The 24145-nt window shown below is 73.0% G+C and carries 15 protein-coding genes and 1 pseudogene; 9 read left to right on the top strand and 7 right to left on the bottom strand.

Translation table 11 applies throughout. The features are described 5' to 3' along the window. Positions 1 to 33: 33 nt before the first annotated feature. The 5 genes from AB0C33_RS37235 to AB0C33_RS37215 all read left to right on the top strand — a co-directional run bounded on the left by AB0C33_RS37235 (position 34) and on the right by AB0C33_RS37215 (position 13547). Entirely contained in the window at positions 34 to 10305 is a 10272-nt protein-coding gene (locus AB0C33_RS37235) for a hypothetical protein (RefSeq protein WP_358296386.1), read from the top strand. Between the two features lie 46 nt (positions 10306 to 10351). Beyond that, on the top strand, positions 10352 to 10876 hold the full coding sequence (locus tag AB0C33_RS37230; RefSeq protein ID WP_358296383.1) for a hypothetical protein: 525 nt from the start codon (positions 10352 to 10354) through the stop codon (positions 10874 to 10876). Then, positions 10869 to 11420: a hypothetical protein gene (locus tag AB0C33_RS37225; protein WP_358296381.1), complete on the top strand. Its 552-nt coding sequence runs from the start codon at positions 10869 to 10871 to the stop codon at positions 11418 to 11420. Before AB0C33_RS37230 ends, AB0C33_RS37225 begins: the two co-directional genes overlap by 8 nt. A gap of 118 nt (positions 11421 to 11538) precedes the next feature. Then, the gene (locus AB0C33_RS37220) at positions 11539 to 12654 is read left to right on the top strand and encodes a family 2 encapsulin nanocompartment cargo protein terpene cyclase (RefSeq protein WP_358296379.1); all 1116 of its coding nucleotides are present in this window, start codon (positions 11539 to 11541) and stop codon (positions 12652 to 12654) included. A gap of 38 nt (positions 12655 to 12692) precedes the next feature. Further along, positions 12693 to 13547 (top strand): geranyl diphosphate 2-C-methyltransferase, encoded by an 855-nt coding sequence (locus tag AB0C33_RS37215; protein WP_358296377.1) that lies wholly within the window; start codon positions 12693 to 12695, stop codon positions 13545 to 13547. Between the two features lie 53 nt (positions 13548 to 13600). On the opposite strand, the gene AB0C33_RS37210 is transcribed toward AB0C33_RS37215, so the two are convergent. The 4 genes and pseudogenes from AB0C33_RS37210 to AB0C33_RS37195 all read right to left on the bottom strand — a co-directional run bounded on the left by AB0C33_RS37210 (position 13601) and on the right by AB0C33_RS37195 (position 18304). Next, complete coding sequence (locus AB0C33_RS37210) at positions 13601 to 14350, bottom strand: MBL fold metallo-hydrolase (protein WP_358296375.1); 750 nt, start codon at positions 14348 to 14350, stop codon at positions 13601 to 13603. A 41-nt stretch (positions 14351 to 14391) separates the two neighbouring features. Beyond that, positions 14392 to 15609: pseudogene (locus tag AB0C33_RS37205) on the bottom strand (4-hydroxybenzoate 3-monooxygenase); the annotation flags it as partial. Between the two features lie 42 nt (positions 15610 to 15651). Further along, a complete protein-coding gene (locus AB0C33_RS37200) occupies positions 15652 to 16833 on the bottom strand; it encodes a cytochrome P450 (protein ID WP_358296373.1) in 1182 nt (393 codons plus the stop codon). 13 nt (positions 16834 to 16846) lie between these two features. After that, positions 16847 to 18304: an MFS transporter gene (locus AB0C33_RS37195; RefSeq protein WP_358296370.1), complete on the bottom strand. Its 1458-nt coding sequence runs from the start codon at positions 18302 to 18304 to the stop codon at positions 16847 to 16849. Positions 18305 to 18423: 119 nt separating this feature from the next. On the opposite strand from AB0C33_RS37195, the gene AB0C33_RS37190 reads away from it, so the two are divergent. Further along, complete coding sequence (locus tag AB0C33_RS37190; protein ID WP_358296367.1) at positions 18424 to 19161, top strand: TetR/AcrR family transcriptional regulator; 738 nt, start codon at positions 18424 to 18426, stop codon at positions 19159 to 19161. A 37-nt stretch (positions 19162 to 19198) separates the two neighbouring features. Then, a complete protein-coding gene (locus tag AB0C33_RS37185) occupies positions 19199 to 19558 on the top strand; it encodes an arsenate reductase family protein (protein ID WP_352320574.1) in 360 nt (119 codons plus the stop codon). A 4-nt stretch (positions 19559 to 19562) separates the two neighbouring features. On the opposite strand, the gene AB0C33_RS37180 is transcribed toward AB0C33_RS37185, so the two are convergent. After that, on the bottom strand, positions 19563 to 20417 hold the full coding sequence (locus AB0C33_RS37180) for an FRG domain-containing protein (protein ID WP_358296364.1): 855 nt from the start codon (positions 20415 to 20417) through the stop codon (positions 19563 to 19565). Between the two features lie 87 nt (positions 20418 to 20504). On the opposite strand from AB0C33_RS37180, the gene AB0C33_RS37175 reads away from it, so the two are divergent. Then, positions 20505 to 21563 (top strand): aldo/keto reductase, encoded by a 1059-nt coding sequence (locus AB0C33_RS37175; RefSeq protein WP_358296361.1) that lies wholly within the window; start codon positions 20505 to 20507, stop codon positions 21561 to 21563. Here the strand turns inward: AB0C33_RS37175 and AB0C33_RS37170 are convergent. After that, on the bottom strand, positions 21560 to 22432 hold the full coding sequence (locus AB0C33_RS37170; RefSeq protein WP_358296358.1) for a patatin-like phospholipase family protein: 873 nt from the start codon (positions 22430 to 22432) through the stop codon (positions 21560 to 21562). The two genes, AB0C33_RS37175 and AB0C33_RS37170, sit on opposite strands and share 4 nt — an antisense overlap. Before the next feature lie 71 nt (positions 22433 to 22503). Here AB0C33_RS37170 and AB0C33_RS37165 point away from each other — a divergent pair, with 71 nt between their 5' ends. Continuing rightward, the gene (locus AB0C33_RS37165) at positions 22504 to 23070 is read left to right on the top strand and encodes a hypothetical protein (RefSeq protein ID WP_358296355.1); all 567 of its coding nucleotides are present in this window, start codon (positions 22504 to 22506) and stop codon (positions 23068 to 23070) included. A 7-nt stretch (positions 23071 to 23077) separates the two neighbouring features. Here AB0C33_RS37165 and AB0C33_RS37160 read toward each other — a convergent pair whose 3' ends face one another. Next, complete coding sequence (locus tag AB0C33_RS37160; RefSeq protein ID WP_358296352.1) at positions 23078 to 23917, bottom strand: NmrA family NAD(P)-binding protein; 840 nt, start codon at positions 23915 to 23917, stop codon at positions 23078 to 23080. Positions 23918 to 24145 lie beyond the last annotated feature (228 nt).

Here is a 24145-nt window from a genome sequence, read left to right as displayed (position 1 = left end):
CCCCAGGGGTCGACTTCTCAGAATTCGTCGGATGTGTCCACCGTCCAGCCCCCGGTCCGCATCGACCGGGACGTGGAGCCGGTCTGGGAGACCGAGGTGCTGCCCGACTGGGTGGTCAACTGGTTGATCCCGATGTTGTCGGCCGGTCAGAAGTGGCCGGAGGCGAGCGAGAGCGGGATGTCCAAGCTCGCCCACGCCTACCACGCGCTCGCCGCCGGGGCGATCGGCACCGCGCCGCGCGCCGGCTCGGCCGTGCGCACCGTGGCGACCGGCTGGTCCTCGCCGGCCAGCGCCGACTTCGTCTCCCGCGCCAAGTACCTGTACGGCCACGGCGCCGGCATGGCGGGCGCGGCCGGCAAGTCGCAGAACTACCTGAGCCAGTCGGAGAACTTCGCGGTCGAGACCCAGTACTCCAAGCTGTCGGTCAACGTGGCGTTCTGGGTCACGGTCGTCGCCATCGCCATCGCGCTCTTCGTCGCCTTCTTCACCGCCGGCTCCGCGACGGCGATCATCGGGCCGTACGCGGCCGCGGGCCGCGCGGCGATCAGCCGGATCCTGGTCCGCCTCGCCATGATCGGCGCCAGGGAGGTGGGCGCCGGCAAGCTGGCCCGGGTGACCGCGCTCAGCGGCGCCACCGGGCGCGGCCTCATCGCCCGGCTGCTCGGCTCCGCGATCGGCAAGGAGCTGATCGAGGAGATCGGCGAAGAGTTCTTCATCGACGCCGGCGCCCAGTACCAGCAGATCCAGATGGGCACCAGGAAGGAATGGGACTGGAAGAAGTCCCGGGCGGCGATCATCGGCGCCGGCGGCGGCGCGCTCGCCGGCACCGCGCTGTCCGGGCCCATATCCAAAGTCACCCGGCACATGCCGGGCTTCCCCGGCCGTGCGATGACCACCGGCCTGACCAACACGATCGCTTCCCCGTTCGGCAGCTTCTTCGCCAACGGCCTGGTGTACGGCCAGTGGGACAACCCGTTCACGGCCGACGCCATCTTGGGCGGCTTCATGGGCGGCGCCGGGCGTACCGGGTCGATCAGCCCGTTCAACCCCGAGGTGTACACGACGCTGGCCAACCCGGTCACCGCCTTGGCCTCGGCCTACGACAGCGCGGCCCGTACCGACGCGGCCCGCGCGGGTGGCGGCGACCCCAACGCCGGGGTCGGGAACCCGCCGGCCGGCGGCCCGGCCCCGTCGGGCGGCGGGCCCGTCGTGCCCGCCGGGGCGGCGCCCTCCTCCAGCCAGAACGACGACGTCAGGCGCGGCACACCGGCCACCTCCGCCCCCGACTCCGACGCCGGCCCGCGCCGCGGCTCCACCTCGCGGGACGACCGCCAGAACACCGACCGCGAGCCCCGGGCCGAGACGAACGAGGACTCGACCGACGACACCGCCGACGACGACGCCGCGGCGAACACCGACACGACGCCGCAGGCCCCGGACCCGAAGGCGAAGAGCAGCTCCGCACCGGCTCCGCAGACCACCGCCGCCCCCCAGACCCAGGACGACTCCCAGACCCAGGACGACTCCCAGGACGCCCAACAGGACGACCAGCAGCAACCGGCCCCCCAGCAGGACGCCCAGCCCGCCCCGGCAGCCCAGCCGGACACCCAGCCAGACGCTCAGCCGAACGCACAACAGGACGCCCAGCAGGACAACCAGCCGAGCGCACAACAGGACGCCCAGCAGGACAACCAGCCGAGCGCACAACAGGACAACCAGCAGAACCCGCAGCAGGACAACCAGCAGGGGCCGATCGCGCAGCAGGGCGACCAGCAGGGAGCGGCCGCCCCGCAGAACGACGACACCCCCGCCACCACGTCGGCCGCCGCCCCCGACGACGCGCCGCCGCCCACGCCCGTCCTGGCGACCGTCCGGGCCCGTAACGCGCTGATGAACTCGCTCACCGTGGACTTCCCCGGCGCGGTCGTCGGCCCGAACGGCGACCTCCTCATCCCCTCCCCCGACGGCAGCGTACGGGTGATCCGCGCCGCCACCATGAGACGCGTACGCGCCGCCCTGGACACCCGCGCCGACGAGGTCACCGACGCCGACGAGCTGCAGGCCGAGGCCACCGCGCTGGTGCTGCTGGCCCAGGAGACGGGCGAGACCCGGCAGCCCGCCACGAGCAAGCCGGGCACGGTCACGTCCAGGCCCGTCCCGGGCACCCGGCACGTCCCCGACGCCCGGCCGGGCACCTCGTTGCAGCCCGACGAGGTCGAGGCCGGTGCCGACGCGCTGCGGACGTCCCACTTCCTCAACCAGGACGTGCAGGACATCACCTGGTCGGCCGACGGCACGCTCGTCGTCCGGACCAGGAACAACGGCACCCACCACTTCCGCCCGGTCATCGGCGGGATGACCGAGGGGCTCATGGGCGAGACCGAGCTCTCGACCGGCGAGGACGCCCAGAACGCCCACGTCGTGCACTTCGCCCCCGGCATGAACCCGAGCCAGGTCTCCCGGGTCTGGCTGCACGAGATCACCGACACCCTGCAGAAGCTCCAGGAGGACACCGCCCCCAAGCGGCGCGGCTTCCTGCGCCGCAAGCCGGCGACCAGCGAGCCCACGCAGGACATGTGCGCCCAGGCCCAGCTCAACGAGCTGGCGTTCCTGGCCGAGCAGTGGCACGCCGCGCAGACGCCGCAGGAGCAGCGGCTGCTCGCCCTCGACATCGACGGCGTGTCCCGCCAGCTCACCGAGCGCGGCCACACCCCGCCGCTGCCGCCGTGGGCTCCCAAGCCGGGGTCCCGGCCCACGCACGCGCCGCCGCTGCCGCAGGGCCGCCCGGCGCGCGAGGAGCTGCCGGCCGTCATCGACGCGCTCAAGCGGGCCGAGGCGGCGATGCAGGAGCAGATCGACGCCAAGCGGAAGAGCGCCGAGGAGGCCAAGGAGGCGATCCGCAAGTCGCGGCAGGAGGCGCGGAAGGCCGACAGGCAGCACGACCAGGGCCACGCGGAGCGAGCGCGCAAGGCGCGGGCGGAGAGCCGCACCCATCGCGCCACCCGGGAACGGCACACCAGGATCGCCGACGCGTACGAGGTCGCGCTGCGCGAGGCGACCCGGACCCGGCAGACGTACGAGCAGTTGCTCACGGCGTTGAACGAGATCGAGAACCCGAGCGCGCCCGCCGGGCCGGTCGGCATGCGGCCCGTCGCCGAGCGGCTGGCCAACCAGGTCCTGCGGCAGCACGCCGCGTACCTGGACGCGCTGGCCGCCGCGTTGCCCCAGGAGATCAACCTGGCCGCGGCCCAGCCCACGGGCCGGCTGGCCCACGTGTCCGCCCTCACCACCGCCGTCAACGACCTGCTGGCCGACAACGGCATCGGCCACAGGTTCACGACGCACGAGCTGGAGGGGGCGATCCGAGCGGACTTCCACAAGGCCGTCTCCGCCGACGGCCTCGTCGTGCAGGTGGGGCAGCACGGCAAGGCGGCCGAGGTGCGCATCAAGCTGACGCTCGCCGACCTGGTCGAGGTGCTCGATCCGGCCATCAAGGGGTCGGAGATGATGGTGGGCCTGTTCCACCAGGCCGGCCGTACGGCCTCGGTCACCCAGGCGGGCAGCGGCGGGCTGTCGATGGGCTTCGACACCAGCGTCCTGGCCCAGTTCCTGCCCGAGGACACCGCGACGCGGATGATGACCGAGCTGTTGGGCGTCGGCATCGGCGCCTCGATCGGGCGCAACTGGTCGAACGGCGGCGGAGCCGGCATGTTCGCCCAGACGGGCTCGGTCACCGACAACCGGAGCGAGTCGCTGCTGTTCGACGCCGCCGCCACCTGGACGGCCGAGATCCGCACCGGCCAGGACGAGAACTGGCGGGGCACCGTCACGGTCGACTCCGGCGCTCCCGGCGACTCGTCGAGCCAGCGGTTGTGGTTCTCGCACTCCGCCACCGACCAGCCGCCGCGCAGGCTGGAGTGGATCGACAGGGCCAAGCGCCGCACGGAGATGCCCAACGTCGTCGTCCAGAGCATGAGCGACCTGGAAGGCGCCGTCGACATGCTCGCGGACGTGCTCGGCGGCGACTACGCCGAGATCGGCACCTCGGCCCGCGACGCGCTGCGCGGGTTCGTCACCCATAACCTGCCCCACAGCCTGCGGACCGCGGTCAACGAGGGGCTGGAGCGCGTCTTCACCAAGAACGGCGAGCCGCAGGTCCGGGTACGCGCCGAGAGCCGGGTCGTGGTGGAGCTCTCCCAGCCGGTCGGCGGCTCGACCTCCGAGGAGTGGGAGGAGGAGGTGCTGGTCGACTTCGTCGCGACACCCGCGGGCGCGTCCTCGGGCGCCTCGCTCGAAGGCAGCGCCTCGGCCGGGTTCAACGCCCCCGGGCTGGCGGCCGTGGATCTCGGCGGGTACCAGCCCAAGATCGGCCCCAAGGCCAACGGGGCGAGAGGGGCGTCGCGGTCGTATTCGGCCACGGCCAACAAGCAGGCGATCCACCCCAGCGTGCGCCGCATGACCCACCCCAAGCAGAGCTACCGGCTCGTGGTGGTCACCACGTTCACCGTGGAGCGGTTCGGTGAGCCGCCCGTCACGTTGACGCCGGTGCGCAGCACGGCGCTGGCCGACATGCGCGAGAAGGCCGCCTTCCGTTTCGGCCTGCCCGTGGACAGCGCCGCGCTGGTCCGCAAGAACGGACAGCCGGTCACCGACGCCAACGGCGAGCCGGTCCTGCGCGGCGACCCCAACCCCGCCCCGCCGCCCGGCCGCAAGCCGGAGCTGCCCGTATGGCTCGGCGAGGGGCCGGGGAAGATGCGCGGCGCGGGCCCGGCGCTGGTGGAGGAGATCGAGGGGCTGGCGGAGTTCCGGGAGAAGGTCCTGGAGGAGCTGGCCGAGCGGGGGGTCATCCCCAAGGTCGTGAACGGCGTGCCGGAGTACGCCACCAACGATCTCGCCCGCGCCAGCCAGATCCTCAACCGGCAGGAGCTCCTGGAGCAACTGTCGGAGCAGCGGATTCGCGCCGCCTACGACTCCCTGGCTCAGGACGGCATCGTCCTCGACCTGACGCTGCACGGTCTCAACGCCGCCCCCGAGCACTACATGCTGCACCTGTCGCTGCAGCAGGACTTCAAGGACGTGACCTACGTCGGTCACACCGACACCCAGACGGTGGTCAACCTCGACATCGGCTCCGACACCTCGGCCCGCGCCATCAGCAGGTCCAGGACGTACAGCGGCGGCGCGTCGGTCAGCGAGAGCGACGGCCCGGACAAGGGGCACGACGGCCTCACGCACGAGGTCGGCGTCAACGGCGGCGGCAACCGCACCCGTACGGCGGGCTCCAGCGCCGGCGGCACGACCAACATCGTGACCCTGGAGGAGAGCAACGGCCCGGTCGCGATCCTGAAGTTGGGTCACCACATGACCGCCGACCTGCTGCACAACGGCACGACGACGACGATCGCGACCGCCGAGGGCTCGGCCCAGCTCGTCTTCGCCGCCGACCTGCTCCCGTCGACGCAGGAGACGCCGCCCGCGCCGATCGGGCGGATGTCCCCGAAGCTCCGGTCCATCGCACAGCTGCTGCACGTGGACGTGGGCCGTCCCCTGGACGCGGCCCGCCAGGTGCTGCCACGCGGCACGACCGCCGACTCCGTGGCCCTCCAGCACCTCATGACGTTCCTGAACGTGCGCAACCTGGTCGGCCATCCGAAGCTGCTGAACCGGCCGTTCACCACGGACGGCGCGATCCGGCCGAACGGCGGCCCCACGCGCTCGTCGCTGTCGGTGTCCGGCGAGATCGGCGAGACCGAGGTGGTGGGCGTCGTCGACCACGTCACCGGCAAGATCAAGTTCGGGCTCGGCAGCGCGGGGATCTCGTGGGGCGGCTCGTCCGGTCTGTCCGCGGGGATGTCGACGAGCGCCTCCGACCTCGACGACGGCGGCACGACCAGCGACGGCGGCTCGCTCTCGCTGCCCTCCCGGTCCGGCGGCACGTCCGAGTCCACCGCGCTCACGGACATCTGGGGCAGCGAGGAACTACTGATCAACTTCGGCCGCCACTACATGCTGCGCAGCACCGTCGATCTCACCCTCACCGGCTCCGAGAGCGCCGAGCACGGGGTGCCGACCGGCGAGCGCATCACCGTCAGCGGGTCCAGGACGGAGACCGTCTCCGGCACCGCGCTGTTCGCGGTCGCCGAGGACGACGCGCTGCTGATGTACGGGGAAGGCGACCTCGACCTGCCGCTCCACCTGGTCGGCGACGCGGTCGAACGGTTCCTCAACGGCAGCCTGACCCTCGACCGGAGCATCGCGGTCCCGCTGGTGCAGCGCTACGTCAAGGACATGGCGCAGTCGGGGGTCACCAACGAGTACACCGAGCGCCACACCCCGCAGGCCCTGCTGACCAAGCTCAAGGAGGTCTCCGGGCTCGGCTCCCCCGCCCCGGGAAGCCCGCAGGAGAAGCTCGACCAGGCCCTGGACGACGCCGGCAAGCAGCTCGAACGCTCCAGGGACGTGGTGCTCGCAGCGCCGTACGACCGGTCGGTGGGCGCGAGCGCGACCGAGTCGCTGACCCTGACGGACGAGAACGGCGACCCGGTCGACCTGATCGACGCGGTCCGGAGCGCCGTGCAGGACGCCGTGCCCGGGGCGCTGGACGAGAGCACCACCCTCGGCGAAGAGCTGAACGTCGACTTCTCCGAGGACGCCGCGGTGATCCACGTCGCCGACATGTGGTCATCGCGGGGCTTCGAACGCAGCTACCACGTCCAGCAGGGCGCGCAGGTGACGCAGGCCGAGGAGGTGACGGTCAGGGTACGCCTCGAACCCGTCGGCGACCCGCGCACGGCCAGGATGCTCAGTCAGACGTCGCAGGCCGGTCTGATCGTCCAGCACTACCGGTACACCGACAAGACGCATTCGGAGTCGTACAACGGGTCCTATTCGGCCGGCCTCGACTCGTCCACCGGCGACCCGGCCGGCGGCCAGGGCGGCGGCCTGTCCACCGACCGCGGACGCGGGTACTCGGGCTCCACCAACCACCAGAACACGCGGCTGCAGCGGATCGGCCTGTTCAACGGGCTGACCCAGGTGGAGCAGCAGATGCGGGTCGTCATCGAGGTGGAGCGCCGTCCCGTACGGGGAGGCAGGATCCCGGCCGGCGCCAAGAAGGCCGCCGACAGGCTCCAGCGCAAGCCGCGCGCCACGCCGCCGGTCGTCTACAACGCCGCGCTGGTGCGGCGCATCCCGACCGGCATGACCAGGCCCGTCGCCGAGGACCCGGGGCCGGTCGTCATGAACACCGACCCCCGGCAGGCCGAGCTGCATCCCGGCTTCTTCCCGCAGGCGCTGTGGGAGAACCCGGCCAAGCCCAGCCTGTACGAGGTCATCACCGCCCAGCTCACCAAGATGCTGGGCGCGGCGGCGGTGCAGGAACGCCGTCCCGAGCTGATCAGGCGGCTGGCGCCGTCGGCGCTGCTGACCGCGTTCGAACGGATGACGGACCCCGCCGGCGAGCCGATCGTCCCGGTGTCCAGGCAGAAGTTCAAGGACCAGGGCGCGACGGTCACCGCCCACGCCCGCCTGTCCGACCTGACGATCGTGGCCGGGCCGTACGACGGGGAGAAGGGGCAGGTCGACCGGCAGGCCGACGCCCAGAACGTGACGGTCTCCCGCGGGCACACGACCCCGGTGGGCTGGGGCGTCAACGGGTCGGACAAGTCGACCGGGGTGAACGGCGGCGTCAAGGGCGGGGAGCAGACGTCCGAGAACGTCAGCGACCACCACGGGGCGCGCCGCGAGCGCAGCATGTTCGAGAAGGGCAAGCTCTACACCGTACGTCTGCGGGTGGACTTCGACCTCGACTTCCAGTACATGGCGCGGCTGCGCGACGGCAACGAGCACCCGGTCGGCGACCCCGTGCACCTGCCGTCCGCCTCGACCGGCGAGGTGGACGTGGTCATGTTCGGGGAGGAGCTCGAGGAGCTGCGCGCCCGCATGGAGGCGGGCGTACGGCTCGGGCCGCCGCACTCTGACGGCCCGCCGCCCGCGACGTTCACCTTCGTGCCCGCCGCCGACAACCAGAACCCGATCCAGACCCTCCAGGAGGCCCGCATGGCCGCCCGCGACCGCGGCGAGGTGGCCAGGGTGGCGGTCCGGGAGGCCGGCGGCCTGCACCGCTACCGCGTCCTGCCGGACGGCTCGTTGTACAGCGAGACGCCCGACGGCGGCTACGCCGACGCGTTCGCGGGCCTGGCGCCCGATCTGCTGGACGCGGCCGTCGGCGCCGGGCTCGATTTGCGCGACGTCTACATGAACCCGAGCACGGAAGGCACCTTCACCGAGCAGGTCAAGGCCGCGCTCGCGACCGTCGACGCCCTTCCCGCGCCCGCCCCGCCGCCCGCCTGGCCCGCCCCCGCCACCGCCGAGCACACGAACCCGGTGGGCGGCAGCGTGGCGCAGGGCGTGACGCCGGCCGCCGGGATGCCGTCCCCCGCGATCGAGAACACGCCGTTCAGCAGGTCGGCCCGCCCCGAAGGGGTGCCCGACCTGAGCCTGGACGAGCTGCGCGGCCAGCCCCTGTCCGCCGTCGACCTCGGCGGCGCCGCCGCCCACGTGGGCTGGACCGGGGACGACGTCCTGACCGTCCAGGTGCCGGGCGCGCCCGACCAGCACGTCCGCGTGGAGGTCGGCGAGCCGGGCGAGGGCCTGAACGCGCTCACCGTGCCGCGCGCGGGCACGGCCGAGGACCCGCACCTGCTGCGGATCTGGGGGCGCGTGCATCCGGACCTGGTGTCGTCGGTCCTGGTCCACGACCTCTCGCACGTCGTCCAGACGGCGACCGCGGCGGCCGCCGGCATGCCGCAGGGCGTGCTCAGGACGTCGCCGCAGGGCGAGCAGACCGAGGGCACCGACCTGTGCCTGCTCCCCCGCATGGACGAGCACGCCCACCTTTCCGACAAGTGGCACGCCACCACCGACCCGGCCCGGCGCGAGCGCCTGGCGGCGGCGATCGACGCCGTCGCCGAGGACATCCGCCGGCGCGGCCACACCCCGCCGGCCCCGCCGTGGGGCACCGGACCCCGCGCCCCGGCCGCCCCCGAGCCGCAGAGCCGGATCGCCCGCCTGCTCAACGGCGGCTCGGCCACCGGCCTGGACACCTCGCCGCCGGGCCTGGGCAAACTGGCCGAGATCGCCGGCGTGCCGGCCATCACCCCGGGAGCCGCTCCCGTCAACGGCGCCGCCCCGCACGTGGGGCCGGCGGACACGTTCACGGTGACCACCCCAGGCGGCGAGTTCACGCTGACGCTGGCCGAGGCCGCGCCCGGCGCGGCCGGGGTGACCGTCGAGTCGAGCGCTCCCGGCCACCTGACGCTGCGGGTGCCCGCCGACGTCGGCTCCAAGGCCACGGCGGCCGTCGCCGAGCACGTCGCGGCCCACGCCGCCACGCTCGCGGGCGACCCCGCCACCGGCCGTCCGGCGCAGGCCCGTCCCGCCGAGGGCGGGCGGCCCGGTCCGGCCGAGGCGGCGGCGCTGGCCCGGCTGCGCGGGCTGGCGCGGGCGGTCGCCGAGGCGGGCCCGATCCGCTCGCGCGCCGAACGGGCGGCGCTCCAGGAGGAGGCCCGGCGGCTGGGGCTGACCGGCGACCAGCAGGGCGCGCCGTCCAGGCTGGCGGAGCTGTCCCGCTCGGGCGACCTCACGCCCGCTGACGTCACGGCGATCCGCGGCCACGCGACGCTCCCCGAGACGGCCGCCGCCGGGGCCGTCGTACGGGCCGCCGCCCTCATGGGCGGGCGCGTCGTGATCCACGGCCCCGGCCTGCTCGACATCGTGCTGCCCGGCCGGGCGCCCATCACCGTCGACGTCCGGCGGCCCGGGTCCGGCGAGCCCGACCCCGGCGTGCTGACCTACGACGTGGACCCGGCCCGCACGGTCGGCGCGAACGAGCGGGCCGCCGCCGGGACGGCCGCCGCCGCCGTCGCCCGCGCGCTGGGCCTGCCGCCCGCCGACAGCCAGGAGCTGGCCGAGTTGCACGAGGCCGTGCGCCAGGCCCGCGTGGCCAACACCAGGCAGCGCCCTGGCCGCCTGGGCGTGCTGTTCGACCTGGTCACCGGGGCCCGCCCGGAGATCCTGCGGCTGCTCCCCCCGCAGGTGGCCACCCAGCTGGCCACCCTGGCGGACGGCCGCCGCCCTCGCGACTGGTCCGCGATCCTGGACCAGGTCCGCGCGCTGGCGAACACGACCGGCTGGAACCCGCCCGAGGGCGAGTGCATGTGCCCGGACGACGGCCCGTGCGTGTGCGGCCTCCGGCTGAACGACACCCCGCTGGTGACGCCGGACCCCGAGGCGGTGGCGGTGTGACAGGCGGGACGTCGGGCATGATGGGAACCCCGAGGAGAGGACGGCTATGGCTTTCGCGGTGGCGCGGACGAGGGACGAGGCGCATCTCTACCTCGACCTCAACCCCTGCGCCTGCGGGTCCACCGACACGACCTGGCGCAACGGGCTGGTCGACGTCGAGGGCGAGCTGGTCAACCGCTACTTCGGCCCGTGCGAGGAGTGCGGCACGCCGCGCGAGTTCGTGTTCGGGCTGCCGGAGCGTCCGGTGCTGCCCGCCGGGTTCCCGACGTTCGGCGGCCCCGAGCCGTCGGAGCTGCTCGACGCGGGCGAGTGGTTGTGGGTGGCCGACCTGACGGCCAGCGACGTGCCGGTGGCCGACCGGGCCGAGGCCCTGCGCACGCTGAGGATCGCCGCCGCGGCGGTGGAGGAGGTCGTCAAGTTCGTGCCGGCGGGCGCGGACGCGGTGCCCGACGACGGGTTCTGGTCCGAACGCGGACAGGGGCTGCGCGCGGCCGAGCCCGGCAGGTTCCAGCTCGACCGGCTGCTGGTCGTCCGCGACACCTACCAGGCGCTGGCGGGTGAGTATGCCTGAGCAGGGTCTGGGCCGCTCGCTGGTCGAGGCGTACGTCTACATCGACCTGGTGGCCCACTCCGGCACGCCGGGCGCCTCGCGCGACGCCGTCGTCGACCAGGACGCCGAGAGCCTGCGGGTGCGGCTCGGCGACGTGGAGGTCGAGGTCCCCGTCGAGGCCGAGCGGGCGGCCAGGGAGACCGGCGCGACGTTCGGCACCGGCCTGTCGGAGCTGCTCGACCCCGGCCAGTGGGTGCTGATCGCCACCACGTACGCGAGCCGGGCGCTGGAGGAGGGCCTGTTCTACGCCGCCGGCCCGGCCTCCCCCGAGCGGTACGACGCCGTGGCGACCGGCTGGCGCTTCGCCGCCGACGCCCTGGCCGAGGCGCTGAAGTTCTTCCCGCCGGAGGCCGCCGAGCTGCCGCCCGACGCCTTCTGGAGCGACCTGGGCCGAACCGTGCGCGAGACCGAGCCGCAGCGCCTGACCCGGGCGAAGCTGGAGGACGACCTGGCCTTCTACCGCAAGAACCTGGACGACTTCGAAGGCCTGCACACAAGGCCCTGACCGGCAGAGTGCGCCCGCCGGAGGGTAAGGCTCTCATTACCGATTGGCTACTCTACTTTTAGTAGCTGAATAACTACTTTCGGTAATGTCCTGCTCCTCCTGAGGGAAGAGGCGCGCCATGCCCCAGTACGCCGCGGTCCCGCGGCTCCCGACCGGCCCCACCGGCCTCGGAACCTCCGCGCTCCACCTTCCGGCCTCGGCCCCACCCCCCGCGCCCGTCCCCGCGCCGCGGCAGCTCCCGGCGCCCGTTCCCTACGTCGAGCGGGAGTGGGGCGACGGCTCCTACCCGCCGCTCTACTGCCCCGAGACGGTCCGCGACGACCCGGCGCTCGGCGCGGAGGTCGACCGGCGGCTCGTGGCGTGGGCCGAGAAGGTGGGCCTGCACGCCGGGCGGATGGACGAGTTCGCCGCCACCGGGTTCGGCCGGCTGGCGATGCTCGCCCACCCCGACAGCGACGACCCCGACCTGCTGCTGATCGCGGCGCAGATGAACACCGCCTGGTGGGCGGCCGACGACTACTACGCCGACGAGACCGAGCTCGGCGCGAGCCCCACCGAGCTGCCGCCGCGCCTCGCGCTCGTCATGTCGGCCATGGACCCGCCCCCGCCCGCGGGTGTGTACACCGAGCAGCTCGAAGAGGCGATCGAGGCCGACCCCGTGCTGGTCGCCCTGCGCTCGGCCACCGGCCACCTGTCCCGTCACGGCACCCCGTCGCAGGTCATGCGGGCCTGCAACACCACTTTCCAGATGTACGTGAGCTGGACCGCCTACGCCGCCTGGCGCTACCTGGAGACCCCGCCGCCCGTCTGGCGCTACCTCGCGGCCCGGCAGCACGACAGCTTCTACACCTCCATGACCCTCATCGACGTCGTCGCCGCCTACGAGCTGCCCGCCAACCTGTTCTACGACCGGCGCTTCCACACCGCGCTCATGCAGGCCGGCACGGCCAGCGTCATCGTCAACGACCTCCACTCCGTCGCGCGGGAGGCGGCCGACGAGCTGCCCGACTCCAACGTCGTCCTGCTCATCGCGGGCGAGGAGAAGTGCTCCGCGCGCGAGGCCACCGAACGCGCCGTCGCGCTGCACAACGACTTCGTCAAAGGCTTCGAGACCAGCCAGCGCGAGCTCGCCGCCGTTCCGTCCGTGGAACTGCAGCGATTCCTGCGCGGCGCCCAGGGCTGGATGGCCGGTTGCCTCGAATGGCACGGCAGCAGCAGCCGCTACCACTCATGACGACCGGCCGCCCCCGGCCGGAAAGGAGCTCTTCCCAGGTGACCGTCAACACCCAGTCCCCCGTCCTCACGAGCCACTACCAGCACTCCGTCGCCAGCTACTGGAACGCCGAGAAGAACCCGGTCAACCTGCGCCTGGGCGACGTCGACGGCCTGTACCACCACCACTACGGCATCGGCGAGGTGAACTGGACGGTACTCGACGGCCCCGAGGACACCCGCGAGGACCGCATCGTCAAGGAGCTCCACCGCCTGGAGACCGCCCAGGCCGACCTGCTGATCAGCCATCTCGGCCCGCTCGAACCCCACCACCGGGTGCTCGACGCCGGCTCCGGCCGCGGCGGCAGCAGCCTCCTGGTCAACATGCGGTACGGCTGCGAGGTCGACGGCGTGTCCATCTCCGAGTCGCAGGTCGCCTTCGCCAACGACCAGGCCAAGAAGCGCGGCGTCGACGACAAGGTGCGTTTCCACTTCCGCAACATGCTGGAGACCGGCTTCGAGACTGGATCGTTCCAGGCGAGCTGGAACAACGAGAGCACCATGTACGTCGAGCTGTCCCTGCTGTTCGCCGAGCACGCCCGGCTGCTGCGCCGGGGCGGCCGGTACGTCTGCGTCACCGGCTGCTACAACGACGCCTACGGCCTGCCGTCCCGGGCGGTCAGCCAGATCAACGCCCACTACATCTGCGACATCCACCCCCGCAGCACGTACTTCGAGCAGATGGCGGCCAACCGGCTGGTCCCGGTCAGCGTCGTCGACCTGACGGCGGCCACGATCCCGTACTGGGAGCTGCGCGCCCGCACCCACCTGGCCACGGGCATCGAGCAGTCCTTCCTCGACGCCTACAAGAACGGCAGCTTCCAGTACCTGCTCATCGCGGCCGACCGCGTCTGATCAACCGGCCACCGCGGCGGCCAGCTCCCACGGGTCGTGGGCCGAGAAGACGCTCACCTGGTCGCCGTGGTCCCGTACCAGCTCCCGCAGCCGGGCCTGGGTGCCGAGCCGCAGGTCGTGATGGACCTCCGAGCGGGTCTGCACGAGTCCATCAGCGGGTGCGGATGCGGGTCCTGCTGGAGCTCGCGGTGGTAGTAGTAGGCGTCGCCGCAGTGCAGCAGCCAGCGGTCCCCGTCGCGGACGGCGACGCCGGTGTGCCCGGCGGTGTGCCCGCCGAGGGGGACCAGCCTGATGTCCTCGGGCAGGCCGTCGAGCTTGATCGAGGCGAAGCCGAACCAGTCGTCGTTCGCCTCCGGGGTGTAGGTCACCCAGTCGGGGCCGTGCGCCCAGTGGGCCGGGCGGTAGCGGTAGCTCGGGGCCTCGGCCAGCGCCGCCTCCAGCTCGGCGGCCAGCAGGTGCACCCGCGCGCCGGGGAAGTCGGGCAGCCCGCCGCAGTGGTCGACGTCGAGGTGGGTGACGATGACGTGGCGCACGTCGTCGGGGCGGTAGCCGAGCCGGGCGACCTGGCGTACGGCGGTCTCCTCCTCCTCCAGCGCGGGCTCGGCCATGGCCACCCAGTCGGCGCCCAGCGTGCCGGCCGGGTCGCGCACATTGCCGAGCCCGAGGCCCGTCTCGACCAGCACGAGCCCGTCGGCCGGGGTCTCCACCAGCAGGCAGTGGTTCACGGCGGGGGCGGCGGGCGGGCCGTCGTAGGTGGCTTCGATCGTCCGTACGGACCCGCAGTTCAGGTGATGAATCCTCATGGGACGATCGTCGTACTTGAACCGCGGTTCAAGTCAACTCGTCAGCCGCCCGCCATCATGTCGCCGAAGGCGCGGGCCGCCGGGCCCGAGGTGAACAGCCGGTCGAGCCGCGCCCTGGCCAGCCGGCGGCGGAACGGCCCGGCCAGCGTCTCGTCGCCGGCCTCGTGGGTCATCTCCGTCATCCAGCGGGAGAACTCCTGGTGGTGCCACACCCGTTCCAGGCAGGTGGCGGAGTAGGCGGCCAGCGGCTCCTCGTCGCCCTCGCGCAGGGCGGCGCGCAGCGCGCGGGCCAGCACGTCGGCGTCGGCGACCGCCAGGTTCATGCCCTTGCCGCCCATGGGCGTGATGATGTGGGCCGCGTCGCCGACCAGGAAGAGCCGGCCGTAGCGCATCGGGTCGACGACGTGGCTGCGCATCTCGACGAACGCCTTCTCCCCGATCGGGCCGTCCGGCAGGCCGTCGTCGGCCAGGCGCAGCCGCAACTGGGCCCAGATGCGCTCGTCGGGCCAGTCGGCGGCGGTGGCGTCGGGGGTGCACTGGAGGTAGAAGCGGCTGGCCCGCGGGCCGCGCGGGAAGTGGGCGGCGAACCCGTGGGCCGTGATCGCCATCAGCGGGTAGCCCGGCGGCGGGACGTCGGCGAGCACCGTCAGCCAGCCGATGCCGTAGTCGTGGGAGTAGGTGGTGAGGGCGTGCGCGGGCACGCCGGCCCGGCTGACGCCGTGGTGGCCGTCGCAGCCGGCGACGTAGGAGCAGGCGATCTCGTGCGTGACGCCGTCGGCGTCGCGGTAGGTGACCGTCGGCGCGGCCCCCTCGACGCCGCGCGGGGTCACCTCGGCCGCCTCGAACCGCAGGTCGCCGCCGGATTCGAGGAGACGGGCCAGCAGCCTGCCGACGAGCACCTGCTGCGGCACGAGCCGGCCCGTCCGGCCCTCGGTGATCGCGGGGACGTCGAGGAAGCGCCGCTCCCCGTCGACGCGGAACTCGAACCTGGTCTCCTGCGGCATGCCCGCCAGGACGGTGTCGGCCAGGCCCCACTCCTCGAAGACGCGGGCGCCGTGGTGGTCGAGGATGCCCGCGCGCTGGCGCTGCTCGACGTACGGGCGGCTCTGCCGTTCGAGCACCACGCACTCGACGCCGGCCTGGCGGAGCAGGCTCGCCAGGGTCAGCCCGGCCGGACCGGCTCCGACGACGACGACCTCGGTGCGCTCTCGCCTGCTGGTCTCCCCGGACATGGCGGTCCTTTCGCCTCGGTGACGCGCAGTGGTACCCGGCCAGGATGATCACGATGATAGTCCGTGCGGTCACCACCGCACCGGGAGACTGAGCACCCCGTGGATGTCGGTGCCGGCGCGCACCGGCACCTCCTCGGGCGCGACGGCCAGGCGCAGGCCGGGGAAGCGGGTGACCAGCGCGGGAAGGGCCGTGCGCAGCTCCACCCGGGCGAGCTGCTGGCCGAGACACTGATGGATGCCGTGGCCGAAGGACAGGTGGCCGGTCGCGTCGCGGCGCAGGTCGAGGCGGTCGGGGTCGGCGTACCTGCGGGGGTCGCGGTTGGCGGCCGAGAGGGACACGACGACCGACTCGCCCGCCCGGATCAGCCGGCCGGCCAGCTCGACGTCCTCCAGCGCGGCCCGGACGCCGGTGTGGGCGATGGTGAGGTGGCGCAGCAGCTCCTCCACGGCCTGGGCCGCCCGCTCCGGCTCCGCCCGCAGCACGTCGAGCTGGACGGGGTCGCTGAGCAGCGCGTACGTGCCGAGCGCGAGCATGTTGGCGGTGGTGTCGAGCCCGGCGGCCAGCAGGAAGGTGCCGACGCCGGCCAGCTCCTCGTCGGTGAGGTCGGTGGCGGTCAGGTCGCTGAGCAGGTCGTCGGCGGGTTCGCTGCGCTTGGCCTGGACCAGGCCGTCGATGTACCGCTGGAGCTCGCCGTAGGCGGCGAACTGTTCCTGCTCGTCGGTGTCCACCCCGGTCAGCGCGGCGGCGTGGTGCTGGAAGTTGTCGCGGTCGGCGTACGGGACGCCCAGCAGCTCGCAGATCATCAGCGCGGGGATGGGCTGGGCGAAGACGCGTACCAGGTCGGCGGGCGGGCCCAGGCGTTCCATGGCGTCCAGGTGGTCGGCGGTGATCTGCCGCACCCGTTCGGTGAGCAGGTTCATCCTGCGGACGGTGAACTTGCCGGTGAGCAGCCTGCGGTAGCGGGTGTGCTCGGGCGCGTCGAGGCCGGTGAGGTCGCCGGGCGGGGCGGCCGGCAGCGGGCCGATCGCGGCCGTCGGGTGGTGCAGGAACTCGTAGCGCGAGCTGAACCGCCGGTCCGCCAGCACCGCCCTGACCTCGGCGTGGCCGGTCACCAGCCAGCCGCGGTGGCCGTCGGGGAAGTCCAGCGGGGTGACGGGCGCCTGCTCGCGCAGCTCCGCCAGGCCCGCGGGCGGGTCGAAGGGGCAGCCCGCGGGGCGGGTGACGGGAAGCGTGACGGGGGCGTCGTTCATGAGGATCTTCCTTTCAGTGGGTCGCGGTGAGGGACGGTTCCTGCGCCGGCCTGCGTTCGCCGCGCATCACGACCAGCGCCAGGACGGCGGCGGCGACCACCCCGGCCGCGCTGATCGCGAAGGCGGCCGACATGGCCGAGGTGAACGCCTCGCGGGCCACCTGGGCCAGACCGGCGTCGCCGAGGGCGAGCGCGTCGCCGATCGAGCGCCGGGCCGCCTCGGGCGCGCCCGCCGGCATCCCCCGGGTGTAGGCCCCGGCCAGGACGCTGCCGAGGACGGCCACGCCGAGCGCCGCGCCCGCCTGCTGGATGGTGTCGTTGAGCGCCGAGCCGACGCCGGCGTGCTCGGGCGGGATGGTGCCCATCAGCGCGGCGATGGCCGCGGGCATCGCCAGGCCGCCGCCGGCGCCCATCACGAACAGGGCCGTGCCGGTGAGCAGGATGCCGCTGCCGGAGGAGACCATGGCGAGCAGCCCGAACCCGGCGGCGCAGACGAGCAGCCCGGTGACGATCATCGGACGGTTGCCGAGCCGGGCGCCGAGGCTCGCGCCCAGGCCGTTGAAGAGCAGCGAGGCGACCGCCATCGGCAGGAACGCCAGCCCGGCCGCGGTGGGCGTGTAGCCGAGCACGTACTGCAGGTACTGGGTGAGCACGAGCAGCAGCCCGCCGTTGCCGATCTGGACGAGGGTCAGGGAGAAGCTGCCGCCGCTGAACGTGCGGTCGCGGAACAGGACGAGCGGGACCATCGGGTGCGGCGTGCGCAGCTCCCAGATCACGAAGCCGGCCAGGCAGAGCACGGTGAGGGCCAGGGCCGGCCAGGACACGCCGTGCGGCAGCTCGATGATCGTCCACACCAGGGCGGACATGCCGGTCGCCGACAGGATCACGCCCAGCGGGTCGGGCTTGGTCCAGGGGCCCTTCGACTCGGGCATGAGCAGCAGGGAGGCGACGATGGCGAGCAGCGCGACCGGCACGTTGATCAGGAACACCGCGCCCCACCAGAACCAGGCGATCAGCGCGCCGCCCAGGACCGGGCCGCCGATCATGCCGATCATGGCCACCGCGCTCCAGACGGCCATCGCCTTGCGGCGCTCGGCCTCGTCGAACACGGTGATCAGGATCGACAGCGTGCTCGGCATGATCAGCGCGCCGCCGACGCCCATCGCGGCGCGGGCCGCCACGAGCTGCGCCGGATCGGCGGCGTAGGCGGCCAGCAGGGACGCGGCGCCGAAGAGGGCCAGGCCGATGATCATCACCCGGCGCCGGCCGTAGCGGTCGGACAGGCTGCCGGCGGTCAGCAGCAGGCCGGCGAAGACCAGGATGTAGGAGTCGAGGATCCATTGCAGGTCCTGGGCGTCGGCGCCCAGGTCGGCCGCCAGGGGCGGGACCGCCACCGTCAGCACCATGTTGTCCACGACCAGCACCAATGTGCTGAGGCACAACACCACCAGGATCCACCAGCGGCGGTTCATGGGTTTCTCCCCTTCGACTTGCGTACGTCGCTCTCGGAATGCGCACACTGTACGCATATGAAAGAGCTGTACGCAAGCAGGTGTTCGCGGATGCGTACACTGTGCGCTAGGCTCGGGTCATGCCAGCATCGCAGCCGCCTGTCCCCTCGGTCTGGGTCCGTCAGCGCCGGCAGCGGGAGCGGCCCGCGCTCAGCCTCGACCGGATCGTGTCCGAGGCCGTCCAGCTGCTCGACGAGGAGGGGCTGGAGGCGCTGAGCATGCGCAGCCTCGGCACCCGGCTCGACGCGGGCGCGACCTCCCTCTACCGCCACGTCGCCAACAAGGACGAGCTGATCGAGCTGGTCGTCGACGAGGTCTACGGCGAGCTGCGCGTGCCGTCCGTGGAGGAGGCGGGCGGCTGGCGTGACGGGCTCGCCGTGTCCGCCCACAGCCTGCGGGCGGTGATCCTGCGCCACCCGTGGATGGCGTCCGTGCTCGGCCAGGTCGGGCTCACCAGCCTGGGGCCCAACGTGATGCGGCGCTCGGAGGAGCTGCTGGCGCTGGCGCACTCGGCCGGGTTCGTCCCCGGCGAGGCCGACCGGGCGGTCAACACCGTGCTGGCGTACGTGATCGGCGTGGCCATCGCCGAGGCGGCGTACCTGTCGACGCTGGCCCGCAGCGGCCGTACCGAGCAGGAGTGGATCGACGCCGTGCGGCCGACCGCCGAGCAGGCGTTCGAGGACCACCCGTGGATGCGGGCGGAGTACGCGGCCAAGGGGTTCGACGACCCCGAGCGCGTCCGGGAGGAGGACTTCCGCTACGGCCTCGACCGGGTGCTCGACGGCCTGCGGGCCCGGCTCGACTCATCGGCCGGCTGACCCGCGCCGTGCGCCCCGGCGTGAGAACCTCGGCGTCATGGAAATCTGGATCAACCCCGACTGCTCCAAGTGCCGTTCGGCCCTGTCGATCCTCGACGCCGAATCGGCCGACTACAAGGTCCGCCGCTACCTGGAGGACCCGCCGTCGCCGGACGAGCTGCGCGCCGTCCTGGCCCGGCTCGGGCTGGAGCCGTGGGACATCACCCGTACGGGCGAGCCGGTCGCGGCGGAGCTGGGCCTCGACGCCTGGCCGCGCGACCCGGACGCCCGCGAGCGCTGGATCGCCGCGCTGTCCGCGCACCCGATCCTGATCCAGCGGCCGATCATCACCGCCGACGACGGGCGCGCCGTGATCGGCCGCACCGAGGACGCCGTGCGCGGCACGCTGCCCGGGTGAGCGGTCAGTCGTTCATGCGGCCCTCCTGCTGGCCGAAGCGCTCGGGCCCGGACATGCTGGAGCCGCCGGCCGGCACGTCGACGCTGCCCGGGGAGTAGTAGCGGCGCAGCCACTCGGCCAGCCCGTCGAGGCCGGGCAGCAGCACCCGTTCGGTGATGCCGGCCTGGTCGAGCCGCCGCCGGATCTCGACCTTGACCCCGGCCGGGATCGACCAGCCCCGCCACAGCCCGGGATGCTCGGCCAGCCAGTCGTCGAGCTGGTACCTCGCCCCCGACATCGCCGACAACACCGACGACTGGTTGACCATGCGCTCGTCCAGCGACGGCGGCTCGAAGAAGGCGACGAACGGGCGGTCGCGGCCGAGCGCGTCGAAGCCGGCCAGTCCGGCGGCGCGTTCGGCGAGCATCTCGGTGCTGAACAGCAGCGCGCCTTCGCCGTCGAGCACCTCGCGCAGCGGCTCGGGCAGCAGGCGGTGCGCGCCCGCGCAGTCGACGGCCAGCAGCACGGCGTCGTCCCCGGGCCAGGACGCCGTGGCGAAGTGCAGCGCGACCAGCGGGGAGAACGTCCAGTCCAGGAGGCGGGTGGGCAGGCCGTGGTGCTGGCCGAGGGCCAGCCAGTCCCAGACGGAAGGGCCAGGGGCGGCCCTGTGCGCGTATTTCCTAAAATTTCGTATCAAGTGGGTTTCTAGGGTGGCGTAGTCGCCCGCCAGCCGCGCCAGGCTGTGCACGTGCGAGTACGTGCTCTTGGCCAGGCCGCGGAAGACCAGCGTCGAGTGCGCCTGGGCCGGGCCTCCGGTGTGGCCGGCCGCGCTGATCGCGTCGTCCAGCTCGCGCCAGGACGACACCGTCACCATCCCCATCCGCCTCCGGTGCCCCTGGACGCCACTGTCACACCTGCCGCCGAGCCCTTGAGGTGGAGTGGACTCCAGGTCCTAGAGTCGCGGACTATGACAATGCGCTACCGCGTACTCGGCGGCACCGGCATCGAGGTGAGCGTCCACTGCCTGGGGGCGATGATGTTCGGCGCCGTCGGCAACCCCGACCACGACGACTGCGCCCGCATCATCCACGCCGCGCTCGACCAGGGCGTCAACTTCGTGGACACGGCGGACATGTACTCCGCGGGCGAGTCCGAGGAGATCGTCGGCAAGGCGCTGAAGGGCCGCCGGGACGACGTCGTGCTGGCCACCAAGGTGCACTTCCGGATGGGCGAGGGCCCGAACCGGTCCGGGAACTCGCGTTTGTGGATCATGAAGGAGGTCGAGCAGAGCCTCCGGCGGCTCGGCACCGACTGGATCGACCTCTACCAGATCCACCGGCCCGACCACACGACCGACATCGAGGAGACGTTGTCGGCGCTGACCGACCTCGTGCGGCAGGGCAAGATCCGCGCGTTCGGCTGCTCGACGTTCCCGGCGGCGGAGATCGTCGAGGCCCACCAGGTGTCGGAGCGACGGGCGCTGCACCGGTTCAGGACCGAGCAGCCGCCGTACTCGCTGTTCGCCCGCGGCATCGAGAAGGACCTGCTGCCCGTCTGCCGCCGGTACGGCATGGGCGTCCTGACCTGGAGCCCGCTCGCGTCGGGCTTCCTGAGCGGCCGCTACCGCAAGAACGGCGACATCGACCTGACCACCGGCCGGGCCGCGCTGACCCCCCACCGCTTCGACCCGTCGATCCCCGAGAACGCCGCCAAGCTCGACGCCGTCGAGCAGCTGGTCGAGCTCGCGGACGACCTCGGCTGCACGCTCCCCCAGCTCGCCGTGGCCTTCGCCGCCGCGCACCCTGCGGTCACCTCGGTGATCACCGGGCCGCGCACGATGGCGCAGCTCGACGACCTGCTGAAGGGCGCCGCGCTCACGCTCGACGACGCCGCGCTCGACCGGATCGACGAGATCGTCCCGCCGGGCCGTGACATGTACCAGCCGGACGGCGCGTGGCGTCCCGCGTCACTGACCGACCCGGCGCTGCGCCGCCGCCCGCTCGCCGAGCGCGCCGCGGCCGGCTAGATCCACAGGCTGTGGACGACGGCGGCCACCCGCCGGCCCTGCTCGCGGCCGGCGTGGGCCGCCGGTGACCGTACGGCGGGGTCGAGCGGGTTGGCGCCCATGGCCGCGACGGCCCCCTCGTCCGGGCTGACGACCTCGACCGCGGAGCCCTCCTTGCGCAGCAGGGCCACCTCCTGTTCGAGCGACGTCCAAGGGGAGGCGGGGGCGCCGGGCGGCTGAGGCGAGACCACCAGCACCCGTTCGAAGCCCGCCGCCAGGTCGGCGTTGTCGCTGGACCGCACGCCGCCGTCGACGTAGCGGCGGCCCTCGATGGTGACCGGCGGCCAGACCCCGGGCACGGCGCAACTGGCCGTCACCGCGTCCACCAGGCCCACCCCGGACGCCCGGTCGAACAGGCGGGTCTCTCCGGTCGCCGCGTCGAGCGCGACCAGCACGAGCGGGCGCTCCGGCCAGTCGGTCTCGGGCAGCCGCGAGGCCACCGCCGCACGCCGTTCCGGCTCGCCGACCGTGGGGGCCTCCAGCGCCCAGGCGCCGATGCGCCGGTGCAGCTCGTCCCGGTCGTGGGCGCCGGTCAGGATGCCCTGGAGGGCGGCCGCGAAGGAGGCCGCGTCGAACACCGCGGGGATCTCCCTGGCCTGCAGCGCGGGATCGACCTGCCGCTGGAACAGCTCCTCGACGGTCAGCCGGCTGCGGGCCTGGGCGCCGACCGCCGAGCCGGCCGAGGTGCCCACGATCAGGTCGGCGTCCCGTACGTCCACGCCCTCGTCGGCCAGCCCGGCCAGCACGCCGGTCGCCCAGGCGATGCCGGCCACGCCGCCGCCCCCGAGCACCAGGGCCCGGCGACGGTCAGAAGCTTCAATTCGGTCCATGAGCATCATCATTCACCAATCAGGAACAAAGCGCGCGTCTCATTCGGGCCGTCCGTGTGTATGGTGAGCCTGTGGAACGTACTCATGATTTTGGGTACAACCCCGCCGTCGAGAGCCTGCGACTCATCGATCACGGGCTGCCGAGATCCCTTCCCGGCAACCTGAGCGGACGCTTCCGCTTCACCCCTGCCTCCCTGTACGTCGGCGACCGGATCGCGGCGACCGCCTTCGCCCGTCTGGACGGCTTCGGCCTGTCCTGGGTGGACATCTGGCTGCTGTCGTTCCGGCGCGGACGCTGGGCACTGCGCGCCGGCGACAGCATGTCCGCCGCGCGCAGCGACGACCTGCTGGCCCACCGCCAGGGCGTCTCGGTGCTCAAGGAGCACGGGCTGACCGACGAGAACGGGCGGTTCGACACCAACGCGGGTCGCTGGTTCCCCCGGCCGAAACGGTGGGTGGCCTACGGGCTGCTGCGGCTGTCGGCCGAGGTGGAGACGGTCAGGCTGGGCGGGCGGGAGGTGCCGGTGCCGGGACACGGCCTGCAGGCGCTCGCCTGGCGGCTGCAGACCGGCCCGGTGGTCGCCGACCTGCTCGACGACATGGGCGAGACGATCGCGGCGGTGAGCCTGACCGCGTAGGCGGGCTTCAGGCCGCGAGGAAGTCCGGGGCGTGGTCGCGGGCCCAGGAGCGGAACGTGCGCGCGGGCCGGCCCAGCAGCTCCGGCACCGTGCCGGTCACGCGTTCCGGGGTGTGCGTGAACGACTCCCACGCCCTGAGCCGGGCCTCGACGAACGCCGGATCCCCCCAGGCGGCCGTCAGCTGCTCGCGGGCGATCTCCGGCGGCAGGTCCTCCCAGCGCACCTCGCGGCCGACCTCCTCGCCGACGGTCCGCGCCAGTTCCTCCTGGGTGATCGACTCGGGGCCGGTGATCAGGTATTTGGCGCCGTCGTGGCCGGGGGTGGTGAGCACGTGGGCGACGACGTCCGCGATGTCCCGCTCGTGGATCAGCGATCTGGCGGCCTTTCCGTACGGGAGCCGGACCACTCCTTGCCGGATCTGGGCGGCCCAGGCCAGCGTGTTCGTGGCGAAGTCGATGGCCCGGACGAACGTCCACCGCGTCCCGGACGCCCTGATCAGCCGTTCGATCTCCTGGTGGTAGATCGTGGCGGGCTCGCCGTCCGCCAGGTCGGGCACGTCCGCCGACAGGTACACGACGTGCTCGGCCCGTCCGGCCACCGTGGTCACCACCCGGGGGTCCACGGGGATGCCGGGCCACATCAGGTACACCCGGTCGACGCCGCGCAGGGCGGGCTCAAGACTGCCGGGATCGGCCAGGTCGCCGCGTACGGGCTCGACGCCGTCCGGGAGCACCACCCGGGCCGGGTCGCGGACCAGCGCCCGCACCTCGTGTCCCGCCTCCGCCAGGGAGGAGACGACATGCCTGCCCACGTTGCCGGTCGCGCCGGTCACCAGAATTCCGCTCATGAAAGGCAGCCTAGAACCTCAACCGCAGTCAAGGTCTAGTCATAGAACCGACTCGGCTAAGTGATAAGCCGCACATTCCGGGTAGCGGCAGGAACGGTGATCGCGCTTCAAGGGATGGGAAGGGCTCGGCTGCGGCCGGGCCCTTCCGCTGTTCCCGGGGCCTCCTGTGCGTCGGAAGCGCGTCACAAGCGCGTCCTCATGCGCGTCACAAGCGGTCCTCAGACAAAC

This window comes from Nonomuraea sp. NPDC048881 (genome assembly GCF_040649795.1).
Classification (GTDB): Bacteria; Actinomycetota; Actinomycetes; order Streptosporangiales; family Streptosporangiaceae; genus Nonomuraea.
Note: the sequence above shows the minus strand (reverse complement) of the source record. Positions and strands in the feature narration are given on the sequence as shown.

What these genes read in the sequence shown, in the direction of transcription:
- AB0C33_RS37230 (WP_358296383.1), top strand. Translation starts at nt 10,352, where the DNA reads ATGGCTTTCGCGGTGGCGCGGACGAGGGACGAGGCGCATCTCTACCTC.
- AB0C33_RS37225 (WP_358296381.1), top strand. Translation starts at nt 10,869, where the DNA reads ATGCCTGAGCAGGGTCTGGGCCGCTCGCTGGTCGAGGCGTACGTCTAC.
- AB0C33_RS37220 (WP_358296379.1), top strand. Translation starts at nt 11,539, where the DNA reads ATGCCCCAGTACGCCGCGGTCCCGCGGCTCCCGACCGGCCCCACCGGC.
- AB0C33_RS37210 (WP_358296375.1), bottom strand. Translation starts at nt 14,350, where the DNA reads ATGAGGATTCATCACCTGAACTGCGGGTCCGTACGGACGATCGAAGCC.
- AB0C33_RS37200 (WP_358296373.1), bottom strand. Translation starts at nt 16,833, where the DNA reads ATGAACGACGCCCCCGTCACGCTTCCCGTCACCCGCCCCGCGGGCTGC.
- AB0C33_RS37195 (WP_358296370.1), bottom strand. Translation starts at nt 18,304, where the DNA reads ATGAACCGCCGCTGGTGGATCCTGGTGGTGTTGTGCCTCAGCACATTG.
- AB0C33_RS37190 (WP_358296367.1), top strand. Translation starts at nt 18,424, where the DNA reads ATGCCAGCATCGCAGCCGCCTGTCCCCTCGGTCTGGGTCCGTCAGCGC.
- AB0C33_RS37185 (WP_352320574.1), top strand. Translation starts at nt 19,199, where the DNA reads ATGGAAATCTGGATCAACCCCGACTGCTCCAAGTGCCGTTCGGCCCTG.
- AB0C33_RS37180 (WP_358296364.1), bottom strand. Translation starts at nt 20,417, where the DNA reads ATGGGGATGGTGACGGTGTCGTCCTGGCGCGAGCTGGACGACGCGATC.
- AB0C33_RS37175 (WP_358296361.1), top strand. Translation starts at nt 20,505, where the DNA reads ATGACAATGCGCTACCGCGTACTCGGCGGCACCGGCATCGAGGTGAGC.
- AB0C33_RS37170 (WP_358296358.1), bottom strand. Translation starts at nt 22,432, where the DNA reads ATGGACCGAATTGAAGCTTCTGACCGTCGCCGGGCCCTGGTGCTCGGG.
- AB0C33_RS37160 (WP_358296352.1), bottom strand. Translation starts at nt 23,917, where the DNA reads ATGAGCGGAATTCTGGTGACCGGCGCGACCGGCAACGTGGGCAGGCAT.